Origin of the sequence: Mixta sp. Marseille-Q2659 (genome assembly GCF_940807255.1) — a bacterium.
GTDB lineage: Bacteria > Pseudomonadota > Gammaproteobacteria > Enterobacterales > Enterobacteriaceae > Mixta.
The window spans coordinates 35,983-49,636 of sequence record NZ_CALNWY010000003.1 but is presented as its reverse complement, the minus strand read 5'-3'; the positions used below and the strand labels follow the sequence as shown (position 1 = coordinate 49,636).

The following is a 13,654-nucleotide window of genomic DNA, read 5'->3' as shown; positions in this document are numbered from 1 at the left end:
ACTTTATGCCTGAAAGGGCGTTTGCGCTGTTACCTGCCGGGCGTTCTGTCCGTCCAAATCACCAGGCCGATGCCCGTCAGAATAATGAGCGTGGCGCTGACGATGCGTAGATCCAGCGGTTCCGCCAGAAGCACCGTGCCGCCCAGCGTCGCCAGACAGGGCACGCTAAGCTGTAAGGTGCTGGCGGTGGCGGGGGAAAGTAACGGCAACAGGGAATACCAGAGCAGATAAGCCGCGCCGGAGGTCACCGCGCCGGAAACTACGCCCAGCAATACGCCAGTCATATCCGTAAACAGCACGTTGTGGCTGAGCGCCAGCACTATCATCACTATCGGAACGGAAAGCATAAAGTTGCCGGCAGTCGCGGCGGCAGCGTCGGTAACCTGTTTGCCCCGGATGCTGTAGATTGCCCAGGCGACGCCGGAAACGATCATCATTAGCGCTGTAAAGAGTGGCGGACGATCGGCAACGGGCAGCAACAGCAGCGCAAATCCGGCCAGCGCGCCGCCCATGCCGACTATTTTCAACAGGCTGAGCCTTTCACCGCGAAAAATTCCCCATGCCGTCATCACCAGCTGCACGGTGCCGAACAGCAGCAGCGCGCCTACCGCCGTACTGAGCGCCACGTAAGCGACAGAAAAGGTAAAGACATAGAGGGTCAGCAGGGCGGCGTTCAGCCAGTTAAACTGCGGCGCTTTTTTTACGCGCCCGATCTGAAGCAGCAGTAACAGTGCCACCGCGCCGCTCAGCAGCTTGACGCTGCTAAAAGTGATGGGATCGATATGAATTCCCGCCAGCGCTATGCGACAGAGCAGGGAATTGGTGGCAAAGGCCACCATCGCCAAAATAATTTTAACCAGCACGAGAAGATCCTTGAGATTGCCGCTGCATTAGCCATTCAACGCAAGCCCCACCGGCAACGGACAGCGCGGCGCCGGTAATATAGCGCGCTTTATCACGCGACCGAAAACTATTGCCGCCTGCGCGAGTCGATCCCAGCCAACAAGAGCGCTTAGTATAGCGTAGCTGAGCTGCAGGAATGTTTCTCTCTGTCATCACAGCGTGTTGCGATGTCGAACGGCACATCTATAAAGCCCGTTAAATAAGCGGCTTGCCCAAAATGATGACGGTATTTATTAACCGCAGAAATAATGGCCGGATGAGTGTTTTTCTGGGCAAAAATAAATTGCAGGCATAAAAAAAGCCGGACAATCTATGTCCGGCGGAAAATAAGGGTAAAACAGCTCATTCGGGGTGAATGAAGGTAATAATGAAATAAAATGATGATAGCGGGATCTATTTTATAACCAGAGGTAAGAAAATTTTTATCATTCAGTGCTTAACTCAGGGTTTCTTTTAACTCGCTCATAAATACAGATTAATTTATTTCTTACCATTTAATGCGAAATTTCTTAACGCTGCGTGCGGTATAAAAGTTCCGCTTTATTTACATTTTGCCGGCACAATAAAATATAACGAAACACTTTCGGAAATTTAGTAGCATTTTCTTTATGGATTATTACTTCTCGCAACTGAACAATGAGTTGCCGACTGAAAAATAAACGTTCGGCAAGCAGTGGCAATTATAAGGCACATAACCAGAGGGTAATAAAAATGAAACGTCATATTCTCTCCCTGATGGTCCCGGCGCTGTTAGTAGCAGGCTCCGCGGGCGCAGCTGAGATTTATAATAAAGACGGCAACAAGCTGGACCTGTTCGGCAAAGTCGACGGTCTGCACTATTTCTCTGACAACGACGGCAGCGACGGCGACCAGTCTTACATGCGCTTCGGCTTTAAAGGCGAAACCCAGATCTCTGAACAACTGACCGGCTACGGCCAGTGGGAATATCAGGTTGCTCTGAATCACTCTGAAGCGGAAGGCACCGAAGACAACTTTACCCGCGTCGGCTTTGCCGGTGTGAAATTCGGCGACGCAGGTTCTTTCGATTACGGTCGTAACTACGGCGTGGCATACGATATCGGCGCATGGACCGACGTACTGCCGGAATTCGGCGGCGACACCTACGGCGCGGACAACTTCATGTTCCAGCGCGCTAACGGCGTAGCGACCTACCGTAACAACAACTTCTTCGGCCTGGTTGACGGCTGGAACTTCGCCGTACAGTACCAGGGCAAAAATGACAGCAACCCGGAACTGGACGGCTCCCGTTCCGCTACCGCGCAGAACGGCGACGGCTGGGGTCTGAGTACCACTTACGATCTGGGCAATGGCCTGGGCCTGGGTGCGGCGATGTTCCAGTCTGACCGTACCAACTACCAGAACAGCGGCGCGCTGCTGGGCAATGGCGATAAAGCGGAAGCTTACACCGGCGGCCTGAAATATGACGCGAACAACATCTACCTGGCGGCGATGTACACCCGTTCTTATAACGCGACCCGCTTCGGCAGCTCGGACGATGACGCTTACGGTTTCGCTGATAAAGCGGACAACTGGGAACTGGTTGCGCAGTATCAGTTCGACTTCGGTCTGCGTCCGTCCCTGGCTTACGTGACCTCACGCGGTAAAGATATTGAAGGTTACGGCAAACAGAACCTGAAAAAATATATCGACGTAGGCGCGACGTACTACTTCAACAAAAACATGTCTACCTATGTTGATTACCAGATCAACCTGCTGGACGACAACGCGTTCACCGACGCTGCCGGTATCAACACCGACGACGTTGTGGCACTGGGCCTGGTTTACCAGTTCTGATGTAACGCAGATTCAGCCAGAGGCGACGCTTAGCGTCGCCTTTTTTGTGGCTGGCGATCCACGCCGCAGCACGTTTCTCCGGTTGCGTTAGCGGACGGTGCAGAAGAAAAGGGCGCGGCGCCGTTTTCATGCAGCGCTGCGCCCCACATCCCTTCCAGCGCGCTGCCGCCTAACGTAAAAGCACAACAGGCCAGCAGCCGTTGACGCCAGTTCATCATCGTATCCATCTTTCTGCTCCATCGTTAACTGTTCACCAGATCAAGCAGCTTCCGTGCCAGCTTTGATATGGTGGTTAAGCCAGCGTTAAAGCACATTTGTTAACATGGCGTGCGCCAAACCAGGGCAAACTGCGGCGCTGCGTGCCTGAAACAGCAAGCAACGGTTAACAAAACGACAGAGATGAAAGCAATGAAAAAAATAGCGCTGACAGCGGTAATGCTGCTGGGATTGTTGGCAGCAGGCTGCGACCAGCAGAATGCAACGTCCGATAAAGGCCTGGTGTTGACGGGCAAAACCATGGGAACCCAGTGGCGCGTAAGTCTGGCGGGCGTCCCCGCCGGGCGCGCCGATGCGCTGCGCGCGAAAATTCAGCAGCGGCTGGATCAGGATGATCATGAACTCTCCACCTGGAAAAAGGACTCCGTGCTGTCGCGCTTCAACCAGCGGCGTGATAATCAGCCGCAGCCGATTAGCCATAATATGGCGGACGTCATTATTAGCGCACTGCGCATCGGCAGATTAACCGACGGCGCGATGAATATTACCGTCGGGCCGCTGGTAAATCTGTGGGGATTCGGCCCGGACAAGCAGCCGCTGCATACGCCGTCGCAGGCCGAAATCACGGCGGCGAAAGCGCTGACCGGTCTGCAACATTTACAGGTCATTGAGCGCGCCGACGGTGCCTGGCTCCAGAAAGATCTGCCAGCGCTCTATGTCGATCTTTCTACCATGGGCGAAGGCTTTGCCACCGATCATCTGGCCCGATTAATGGAAGCGGAAGGCATCAATAACTACCTGGTTTCGGTGGGCGGCGCGGTGCTGACGCGCGGACGCAACGCCGCCGGCAAAGCCTGGCGGGTGGCCATCCAGAAGCCGACCGACCAGGAAAATGCGGTGCAGGCGCTGGTGGATCTGCAGGGACACGGCATCAGCACTTCCGGCAGCTATCGCAACTATTATGAGCTGGACGGCAGGCGCATTTCGCACGTAATCGATCCGCAAAGCGGCCGTCCTGTGGAGCATCATCTGGTTTCCGCCACCGTTATCGCCACGACCGCGCTGGAGGCTGACGGCTGGGATACCGGCCTGATGGTGCTGGGTACGGAAAAAGCCAAAGAAGTCGCGCTGCGAGAAAAGTTGGCGGTCTACCTGATTACCAAAGAAAAAGAGGGGTTCAGCAGCTGGATGTCGCCGCAGTTCCGCGCGTTTTTGTTGCAGGAGACCGGCGACGACCGTTAGCATGCGGCAGGGCGATTGAAGAAAGGCGGTGCGATAATGTTAGATCTGTTTAGCGAAGAGGCGCCCTGGGCGGAGCCTCTGGCGGAAGGCGCGGTGATCCTGCGGCGGCGCGCGCGTGAGCAGGGCGAAGCGTTGCTGGCGCAGGTGGCGCTGATTGCTCAGCAAAACCCCTTTCAACATCGCATCACGCCGGGCGGTCATCGTATGTCGGTCGCCATGACCAACTGTGGCGATCTCGGCTGGTCGAGCGATGCGCGCGGCTATCAGTATACCGGCGAAGATAATGCGACCGGACGCCGCTGGCCGCCGATGCCGCAGGCGTTTCGTCAGCTGGCGCAGGCGTGCGCGCAGGAAGCGGGTTTTAATACATTCCAGCCCGATGCCTGCCTGATTAATCGCTATGAGCCTGGCGCGAAACTGTCGCTGCATCAGGATAAGGATGAAAAAGATCTGCGCCAGCCGATTGTCTCCGTTTCCCTTGGCCTGCCGGCGGTATTTCAGTTTGGCGGCTTTGAGCGCGGCGACACGGTGCAACGCGTGCTGCTGGAACATGGCGATGTGGTGGTGTGGGGCGGCCCGTCGCGGCTGCGTTTTCACGGCATTTTACCCGTTAAAGCTGGCGTTCATCCGCTGGCGGGCGCGTTTCGTTACAACCTGACCTTCCGTCGGGCGCGTTAATGATCAGAACAAATCATTTCAGTTGAGAATTAGTATTGCTATCGATTAGCTTCTCATTAAACTGCAGGCTGCTTTAGTTCTTATCAGGATGCAGTTATGGAGTTGCTGTCCGTTGTTTATAAACAGTACCGCTGGCCTTTTATTGCCGTTATCGTACTTAATCTGCTGAGCGCAGCGCTCGGCATCGGCATTATCGCCTATATCAACCGCGAACTGATTGTCAGTATTAACGCCTCGACCGCGGTATTACCCACCTTTCTCGGCCTGCTGCTGCTATTAATGGCGGTTACGCTGGCGTCGCAGCTGGCGCTGACCCTGTTGGGACACCATTTCGTCTGGCGTCTGCGCGGTCAGTTTATTAAACGCATCCTGGATACCCATATTCAGCGTATTGAGCAGATCGGCAGCGCGCAGCTGCTGGCGAGTCTCACCAGCGACGTGCGCAATATCACTATCGCCTTTGTGCGCCTGCCGGAGCTGTTTCAGGGCATTATCCTGACTATCGGCTCAGCCGCCTATCTGGCCTGGCTGTCGCCAGCTATGTTGGCGGTGACAGCGGCCTGGGTTGCGGTGACGATTATCGGCGGCTGGATGCTGGTATCGCGCGTTTATCAGCATATGGCGAAGCTGCGCGAGGCGGAAGATCGCCTGTATGCCGATTATCAGACGGTGATTGACGGGCGCAAAGAGCTGGCGTTGAACCGCGAGCGCGCCCAGCAAATTTACGACACTGTTTATCAGGAAGATGCCAGTACCTATCGTCACCATATTGTGCGCGCCGATACCTATCATCTCAGCGCGGTGAACTGGTCGAATATCATGATGCTTGGCGCGATCGGCATGGTCTTTTTTATGGCGAACGGTCTGGGCTGGGCTAATACTGCCGTCGCTGCCACCTATTCGTTGATGCTGCTGTTTTTACGCACGCCGATGTTGCAGGCAGTCGGCGCGCTGCCGACGCTGTTAAGCGCACAGGTCGCCTTTAATAAACTGCGAAGCTTCCAGCTGGCGGAGTGGCGCGAGCCGTTCACGCCGCTGCCGATGGCACATGACTGGCAAACGCTGGAACTGCGCGAGGTGGTTTTCCAGTACGGTGAAAATGGGTTTAGCGTCGGCCCGATTAACCTGACCCTGAAACGCGGTGAGCTGGTATTTTTGATTGGCGGCAACGGCAGCGGAAAATCAACGCTGGCGATGCTGCTGACCGGTCTTTATCAGCCGGTTTCCGGCGCTATTTTGCTGGACGGCGAAGTAATGACCGATGCTGAGCGCTATCGTCAGCTTTTTTCAGCGGTCTTTACCGATGTGCATCTGTTCGATCGGCTTATCGGCCCAGGCGCGCAGCCTGCCAGCCCGGCGCTGGTGCAGCAGTGGCTGGCGCGGCTGAAAATGCAGGACAAGCTGAAGCTGGAAGGAAACAAAGTGCTGAATTTGCAGCTGTCGAAAGGGCAGAGCAAGCGTCTGGCGCTGTTGCTGGCGGCTGCAGAGCAGCGTGACATTCTGCTACTGGATGAGTGGGCCGCCGATCAGGATCCCCATTTCCGCCGCGTTTTCTATCGTGAACTGTTGCCCTGGCTCCAGCAAAGCGGAAAAACCGTGTTTGCCATCAGCCATGACGATCACTACTTTGTTCATGCCGATCGATTGCTGGAGATGCGCGAAGGCGTGCTGTATGAGCTGACCGGAAGCGAGAGGGATAAAGCGACGCTGGATGCCGTGCAGCGCACCGATACCGGCCGCTAACGCGGACGAGCCTGAATAAAAAGGTAACTGGACGCTCGGTAAATGGGTTCGCTGACCGATTCGTTTATTGAGCCGCTGACTGATTGGTTGACTGATTGGCTAATCAACCTTTTGGCTGGTTGGCTGACTGACTGCCGGGATGCAGCTACATAAAAGAAGCGCTCCCGGCTGGGCCGTCAGTCATTAGGCGGAATAGCAAACCCCTTTACCGACACCACAAAATGACGCTGAGTGCGGGTGATTTTCGCGCCGCGATCGCACCAGTGGCTGGCGAGGCGGAAAAAATCATCGCTGCCAATTTCCCAATCCAGTTCTACCTTATTGATCCCAGAATGCAGCAGGGCTTCGGTATCCTGCATATTTTTCGCTTTAACGACGGCCATTGCCTGATTCCCGTTTCGTTGAGGTGGCAACAGGCTAGGATAGATTTGTGACGTTTATGTGAAGGTTTGATGAAGGACAGGTAATTTTGTGACGGTGTGCAAAATTTCAGACCTTTTTCTTTTCGTTGATTACTTTATAAAAAAGAGGAATCAGCGCTCGGCGTAGCCGATGTTTAATTTTAACTTTTAAAGGCCGTTGCGCCATTAACTGCCGCCAGATTATTTTTTTCTTATGATTATGCTCATTATCATCTTTGCTTTCATTAATAGTAGAGTTAATAGCATTATCATTTAAAATAATCGGCGCAGGCACTACTGCCTGAACGCGCCAAGAATAATCTTCGAACAATGCCCATTTATCAGCCACCATCCATACAGGATAAAGGTTATCCAGAAGATTTCGGGCCGCCTGTTTATTGATAATATAGCTATGGGTTGTCGTTGCGTGATGAACACGATGTAAATTATGGGTATCTGTTACTCTGCGAGCAGGATGAGCCAGATAACGATTAACTTTGCTCAACAGAACAACCTGAGGGGCATAAGTTTCAATAGTAATATTTTTGAGAATATCTTTCAGGTTATGAGGTAAATAAACGTCATCCTCAAGAATTAACGCTTTTTCAATATTTTCTTCAACCATCTTGCGGTAAATAAATTGATGGCTCAGGGCACAACCGATTTCGCCACAAAGAAAAGCATAATTTAAAGAACGAACATGTTTTGTTAGTTCTTCTTTATTTAAGGCCGAACCGTCAACTGCTTTAATAAATTCAGCAGCAATATTTAGTTCAGCAAGCCTTTTTTCCAGACGGGAACGTCTTTCAATCGATCTGGCAAGATTAATGACGAAAATTTTCATAAGCGCGATGGCCAGGAGGTAGTAACAGATAAACAAAAACCAGCCATAAAGGCTGGTTTTTTCGGGAATTTTGGTCGGCACGAGAGGATTTGAACCTCCGACCCCTGACACCCCATGACAGTGCGCTACCAGGCTGCGCTACGTGCCGATATGTGGACGCTATACTACCTGGAATCTGACTAAATGCAAGACGCTTCCTGTCTAACTGCTTTATTAATAATCAGTTAGCGATAAAGCGCTTCTCATCTGTCAGCACCTGCAGCAGCAGCGCCAGTTGCGGCTTATGGTCTTTTAACGGCTGCCCCTGACGATTATAAGCCTGATAGCTGCCGTTAGCGTCCAGCACCAGCGTTAGCTGCGGCGTAGTGATAATCAGCCGATCGTTATCGGCGCTGGCAATCCAGTTATGCTGACGCTGCGCCGCAAACAAATCTTCACCCTGCGAATATTCAGCGGGCGGCGTACTGACGTGCAACAAACGCTGCATCAGCGTGGTCATCACATCCTGATGGTCGGTCAGCTTCCCGATGGTTTGCGCTGGCGTATTCGGCCAGTGAATCAGCAGCGGCACCTGAAGGGCAGGGCGGCTACTGTCGTTGTTCTGTCCGTGCAGCATAACTGCCTGCTGCGCGGTAATCACGACCACAGTATTGTCCAGCAGCCCTTTCTCCCGCAGCGTGGTTAATACCCGGCTGATTTCGCCATCAACTTCTTTGGCGCTGCGGTTGTAGCGCTGCACTCTTTCTTTACCGCGGTCCGGCAGATCGCTCAGCCCATTGTAAGAAATCCACGAGAACCAGGGGGCGTGGCCTGCCGGTAATGAGCCAAGCCAGCGCTGCCACTGCGCGGTGGTTTGACTGTTAGGCTGATCGCTGGCGGCCGGCAGAGAAAAGTCGGCCAGCAGCGCCTGGCGATAGAGCGGCGAACGGAATCCATCGGATGCAAACAGGCCAAACTGGTAGCCTTGCTGGCTGAGCGCATTAATAAAGGCCGACGGAATGCGAGAAGCCAGCACGCCATCCATATAACTGGGAGAAATGCCGTAAAACAGACCGAACAGACCGCTGTCTGGCGAGCTGCCGGCAGTGAAATGCTGGCTGAAACGGACATTTTCTTCGCCGAAGCGCGACAAACCCGGCAGCGCTTTAGCCATAGAAGCCTGGTTAAGGCCATCCAGCGTAACGATCAGCAGATTCTGACCTGAACCTGCATCGCGGAAGCGTATATCGCTCAGCGGATAGGCGACCGAGACCGCTTCCGGGTTGCCCTGTTGCACCAGGCGACGTTGGTATTCCTGCGCGTCCAGCAGGCCATGTTTCTCCAGAAACCGTCGGGCGGTCATCGGATAGGAGAGCGGCAGGTTAGAGCGCTGCATGGTTATCGGACGATAAAAATTGGCGTCCGCCCAGATATAGAGCAGATGACTGGCGAAAAAGGCGCTGATAAACAGCGCGGCCAGCGGCTTGCCGAAACTACGACGGTTAAGGCTGCGCAACTTTTGCCAGCTCCAGGTCGCGAATAGCATCTGCACCAGAAAAATCGCGGGCACGCTGATAAACATCAGCTGCCAGTCGCGCGCCATTTCGCTTTGATCGGGATTAACGACCAGCTCCCATACCACCGGATTAAGGTGAAGATGGAAGCGGTTAAAAACGGTGCTGTCCACCAACAGCAGCGTAAGCCCGGCGGTTGCGACTATCGCGGATAAGAAGCGCAGCAGGCGCTGCGACATCACCACGAATGTAAGCGGGAAGATCAGCAGCAGATAGGCCGCAAAGACAATAAAACTGAAGTGGCCGATCCAGCTGGTAAAGGCGTAAATACGCCCCGCCAGCGAACCGGGCCAGTCAGCAACCAGCAGATACCGGCTGCCTAACAGAGTGGCAAAAATGATATTAAACAACGCGAACCAGTGCCCCCAGCTGATCATCTGGGAGACTTTTTCACGGTAGCGCTGCCGATTGGTAACCATATTTGCGGTCAGATCATCACATTAATGGGCTTTATCTTCGCGCACTGAAGCTTGCAGCGCATCGGCGAAGGAACGGGCCAGCGCACGACGCTGTGCAGGCGCCACGCTGGTATTGATTAAATTGGTGACCATATTTCCCAGTACCATCAGGGAGAGATCGGTTGGTGCCTGGTTGGATTCCAGCACCTGCACCAGCTGCGCGAGGATCTGTTCCACGCGTTCGTCACTATAACGGGATGATTGTGGCATAACCTTAACTAATACGTTTTGAAAAGGCGGTATCTTACCGTAAGCACGCCTTTTTTTCTGCACTTTTATCGTCAGTACGGCGTTAATCTTCGGCAATGCTTCGGATTCATGCAGGCGCTGGTTGATCGCAAAGGCGCACGGTGTTTGAATACGCGCCTGAAGCCTAAAGGAGAGTCTACCATGAGTCTGAATATCGACCAGATTGCCCTGCACCAGTTGATCAAACGTGATGAACAAACGCTGGAACTGGTGCTGCGTGATAGCCTGTTGCCCACCACCCAGGCCGTGTCGGATCTGGTAGAAGAGCTGCACCGGATTTACAGCGCGAAAAGTAAAGCGTTCGGCCTGTTTAACCCGGAGAGCGAACTGGCGCAAACCCTGCGCGAATGCCGCGACGGTCAGCAGGATTTTTTAGCGTTTAGCCGTGCCGCGACCGGACGCCTGCGCGATGAGCTGGCGAAATATCCCTTTGCCGAAGGCGGCATTGTGCTGTTTTGCCACTACCGTTATCTGGCGGTGGAATACTTACTGATCGCCGTGTTGAACAGCCAAAGCAGTATGCGCGTTAACGAGCAGCTGGATATCAGCAGCGTTCACTATCTCGATATTAACCATGCCGATATTGTGGCGCGCGTCGATCTAACCGAGTGGGAAACCAACCCGGAATCGACGCGCTATCTGACGTTTTTACGCGGGCGCGTCGGGCGCAAGGTGGCCGATTTCTTTATGGATTTTCTCGGTGCCAGCGTTGGGCTGGACACCAAGGCGCAGAATCGCGGCCTGCTGCAGGCGGTGGATGACTATTGCGCCGAGTCGAGCCTGGACAAAGCCGAGCGGCAAAACTATCGCCAGCAGGTTTACAGCTACTGTAACGAGCAACTGCAGGCAGGTGAGGAAATTGCCATTGAAGAGCTGGCACGCGAACTGCCGCCGCTGGGCGAGAAAAATTTCCGCGAGTTTACGCAGGAGCAGGGCTACGAGCTTGAAGAGAGTTTCCCGGCGGATCGCAGTACGCTGCGTCAGTTGACAAAATTTGCGGGCAGCGGCGGCGGATTAACGATTAACTTCGACGCCATGCTGTTAGGCGAGCGTATTTTCTGGGATCCGGTCACCGATACGCTAACGATCAAAGGTACACCGCCGAATTTGCGCGATCAGCTTCAGCGTCGCACCAGCGGTCAGTAACGCAAAGCGCGCGGGTTTGGCCGGCGCGCAGGCATAAAAAAACGCCGCAGCTGCGGCGTTTTTTTTCGAATCCAGAACGCGATTAAGCGCGAACGAAGTCGATGTGGTGCAGTTTCGGCTTGAACGGGTGACGCTGTACAGCCTGAACTTTAACTTTGGTTTCTTTACCATCGATGTTCAGAACCAGAACTTCGTCGTAGAAGCCAGGCTTAGCCTGCATGTTCATCACATTGTCGTGATCCAGTTCGATGGAAACAGCTGCTTCCTTGCCACCGTAAACGATAGCCGGGAATTTGTTAGCTGCGCGCAGGCGGCGGCTCGCACCCTTACCCTGCTCTTTACGTTCAGTTGCGTTGATAGTAAACATAATTACTCTCTTCAAATAAATGATCCTGCTACAGGCGACCCAGCAGCAGGTGGGATTGTTCAGCTCTTGTCAGACAAAAGCGCGCGACATTATAGCGGTGTTTGCCTGCGGGGGCAAACGGATATGCCGCGCTGGCATCAGGTCATTGAGGCGGCTCATGCATGACAGCAAGGCGATGAGGTAACCAGCTTTACGCGGCATGTTACTGACACGGTTTGCGCTGACCATCGGGAAAGTCTGGTATTGCGGGGTTCGTCCGATGCTCAGCGCAGTTCGTTGGCGCGTCGATAGCGGCCCTGATAATCAAACACCTTTTCCCGCACCTGCCAGAACTGGCCGCGCGCGCGCGCCACAACAAAATCGGGATGGCGCAGCAGCGGCTGAAGCGCCACCACGTCATGGGCATTCTGCCAGCCGAGCGGTACGCCGGGCGCGCGCTGGTGCGGACGCATAAACAGCTGTTCAAAAGCGGTACGCTGCGCGGGCGTTTGCAGGCGGAAGCGCTCACTGACGCTGGTGCCGTCCTCATCAAAATAGGTGGCCTTCAGCCATTCGCCTTTATCGTCGCGGCCCGCTTCCAGCGTCATGCCGCCGCAGCGCAGCACCAGCGCATCCTTCAGCTTCAGTGCCGCTTTCAGCATGTCGTCGGGATCGACCAGCACCGCATCGCACTCATGGCAGCGGCGCGCGGCAATATCGTTTTCCGCATTACAGTGCGGACAGCTTTTAAAGCGAAAGCGATAGTCACACTGCTCGCGATGGCCTTCGTCATCCTCCAGCACGCCCTGACAGCGTCGACCAAAATGCTCAATGATGGTGCCGTCAGCGGTGGTTTTCCCCCAAAACGTATTGGCGAAGCCGCAGGCCGGACAAAAAACCTGCACCGGCTGGTTGTCGCTCTGGCCTTTGGGGGCGCCGACTTCCGGCGTAAAAAGATCGTGTGGGTTACCGGCGTAGTCCAGAATCAGGCAGTCGCTTTTGCCTTCGCACAGGCGCAGCCCGCGGCCCACGATCTGCTGATAGAGGCTAACCGATTCGGTCGGGCGCAAAATAGCGATCAGATCGACATGCGGCGCGTCAAAGCCGGTGGTCAACACCGCAACGTTGACCAGATATTTAATCTGCTGCTGTTTAAAGGCGGTAATTAACGCATCGCGCTCCGGCCCCGGCGTTTCGGCGCTGACCAGCGCTTTTCCTTCCGGCAACAGCGACAGCACCTCTTTGGCATGTTCCACGGTGGCGGCAAAGATCATAACGCCTTTGCGATCGGCGGCAAACTCCACGATCTGGCTGATAATATGCGGCGTAATGCGCTTTTGCTGTTTTAATTCACGATTAAGATCGGCCTCGGAAAACAGGCCGTTTGCCTGCGCACTCAGACGGCTGAAATCATACTGCACCACCGGCATATCCAGCCGCTCCGGCGGCACCAGAAAGCCATGCTTAATCATGTAGCGCAGCGGCAGCTCATAAATACAGTCGTGGAACAGGGCGCGCTCATCGCCACGCACCATGCCGTGATAATGAAAGCGGTAAATCCAGCCTTTGCCGAGGCGATAGGGCGTTGCCGTCAGGCCGAGCAGCCGCAGCTGCGGATTATGCTGACGCAGATGGGTGAGGATCTGCTGATACTGGCTGTTTTCATCGTCGCCGATACGGTGGCATTCATCGACAATCAGCAGTGAAAAAGCGCTGTCAAACAGCGGCAGGTTACGCGCCACTGACTGCACGCTGCCGAAAACCACCTTGCTCTGACTCTCTTTGCGCGCAAGACCGGCGGCGAAAATATCGGCCTCCAGCCTCAGCGCGCAATATTTACTGTGGTTTTGCGCCACCAGCTCTTTGACGTGCGCCAGCACCAGCACGCGGCCGCGCGCCAGGCGCGCCAGCTCAGCGATCACCAGGCTTTTACCGGCACCGGTCGGCAGCACGATAACCGCAGGCTGTTGGGAACGACGGAAATGGTTAAGCGTAGCTTCAACCGCTTCCTGTTGATAAGGACGCAGAGTAAAGGACATGGATCGTATGAATTTTGGAAA

General features: G+C 54.5%; 13 protein-coding genes and 1 tRNA gene. 5 read left to right on the top strand and 9 right to left on the bottom strand.

From position 1 onward, the window contains the following. Nucleotides 1-29 precede the first annotated feature (29 nt). Nucleotides 30-863, bottom strand: coding sequence for a DMT family transporter (locus P3C52_RS03470; protein ID WP_275553819.1), 834 nt, complete (start codon nt 861-863; stop codon nt 30-32). Nucleotides 864-1,614: 751 nt separating this feature from the next. On the opposite strand from P3C52_RS03470, the gene ompC reads away from it, so the two are divergent. Further along, nucleotides 1,615-2,718 (top strand): porin OmpC, encoded by a 1,104-nt coding sequence (gene ompC, locus P3C52_RS03465; protein ID WP_275553818.1) that lies wholly within the window; start codon nt 1,615-1,617, stop codon nt 2,716-2,718. A gap of 29 nt (nt 2,719-2,747) precedes the next feature. Here the strand turns inward: ompC and P3C52_RS03460 are convergent, their stop codons facing one another. After that, complete coding sequence (locus tag P3C52_RS03460) at nt 2,748-2,945, bottom strand: hypothetical protein (RefSeq protein WP_275553817.1); 198 nt, start codon at nt 2,943-2,945, stop codon at nt 2,748-2,750. Between the two features lie 172 nt (nt 2,946-3,117). Here P3C52_RS03460 and apbE point away from each other — a divergent pair, with 172 nt between their 5' ends. The 3 genes from apbE (at nt 3,118) to P3C52_RS03445 (ending at nt 6,597) form a co-directional block, all read left to right on the top strand. Beyond that, nucleotides 3,118-4,176 carry an FAD:protein FMN transferase ApbE gene (apbE, locus tag P3C52_RS03455; RefSeq protein ID WP_275553816.1) on the top strand — a complete coding sequence of 353 codons (1,059 nt, stop codon included), beginning with the start codon at nt 3,118-3,120 and terminating at the stop codon, nt 4,174-4,176. A 36-nt stretch (nt 4,177-4,212) separates the two neighbouring features. Next, nucleotides 4,213-4,854: a DNA oxidative demethylase AlkB gene (gene alkB, locus P3C52_RS03450; RefSeq protein WP_275553815.1), complete on the top strand. Its 642-nt coding sequence runs from the start codon at nt 4,213-4,215 to the stop codon at nt 4,852-4,854. A 96-nt stretch (nt 4,855-4,950) separates the two neighbouring features. Beyond that, on the top strand, nt 4,951-6,597 hold the full coding sequence (locus tag P3C52_RS03445; protein WP_275553814.1) for a multidrug ABC transporter permease/ATP-binding protein: 1,647 nt from the start codon (nt 4,951-4,953) through the stop codon (nt 6,595-6,597). Nucleotides 6,598-6,773: 176 nt separating this feature from the next. Here the strand turns inward: P3C52_RS03445 and P3C52_RS03440 are convergent, their stop codons facing one another. From P3C52_RS03440 to P3C52_RS03420, 5 genes are all read right to left on the bottom strand, one after another. After that, a complete protein-coding gene (locus P3C52_RS03440; RefSeq protein ID WP_275553813.1) occupies nt 6,774-6,980 on the bottom strand; it encodes a hypothetical protein in 207 nt (68 codons plus the stop codon). A 106-nt stretch (nt 6,981-7,086) separates the two neighbouring features. Then, a complete protein-coding gene (locus tag P3C52_RS03435) occupies nt 7,087-7,923 on the bottom strand; it encodes a glycosyltransferase family 25 protein (protein ID WP_275553812.1) in 837 nt (278 codons plus the stop codon). After that, nucleotides 7,914-7,990 (bottom strand) — tRNA-Pro (locus P3C52_RS03430). Before P3C52_RS03430 ends, P3C52_RS03435 begins: the two co-directional genes overlap by 10 nt. Before the next feature lie 72 nt (nt 7,991-8,062). Beyond that, on the bottom strand, nt 8,063-9,814 hold the full coding sequence (gene yejM, locus P3C52_RS03425; protein WP_275553810.1) for an LPS biosynthesis-modulating metalloenzyme YejM: 1,752 nt from the start codon (nt 9,812-9,814) through the stop codon (nt 8,063-8,065). 21 nt (nt 9,815-9,835) lie between these two features. Beyond that, on the bottom strand, nt 9,836-10,063 hold the full coding sequence (locus tag P3C52_RS03420; RefSeq protein WP_085071075.1) for a YejL family protein: 228 nt from the start codon (nt 10,061-10,063) through the stop codon (nt 9,836-9,838). Between the two features lie 180 nt (nt 10,064-10,243). Here P3C52_RS03420 and yejK point away from each other — a divergent pair, with 180 nt between their 5' ends. Next, nucleotides 10,244-11,248: a nucleoid-associated protein YejK gene (gene yejK, locus P3C52_RS03415; protein ID WP_275553809.1), complete on the top strand. Its 1,005-nt coding sequence runs from the start codon at nt 10,244-10,246 to the stop codon at nt 11,246-11,248. Between the two features lie 82 nt (nt 11,249-11,330). Here the strand turns inward: yejK and rplY are convergent, their stop codons facing one another. Together rplY and P3C52_RS03405 are read right to left on the bottom strand one after the other, a co-directional pair. Next, nucleotides 11,331-11,615, bottom strand: a complete 285-nt coding sequence (gene rplY / locus P3C52_RS03410) for a 50S ribosomal protein L25 (protein ID WP_275553808.1) — start codon at nt 11,613-11,615, stop codon at nt 11,331-11,333. Between the two features lie 263 nt (nt 11,616-11,878). After that, nucleotides 11,879-13,633 (bottom strand): DEAD/DEAH box helicase, encoded by a 1,755-nt coding sequence (locus P3C52_RS03405; protein ID WP_275553807.1) that lies wholly within the window; start codon nt 13,631-13,633, stop codon nt 11,879-11,881. Nucleotides 13,634-13,654: the final 21 nt, after the last annotated feature.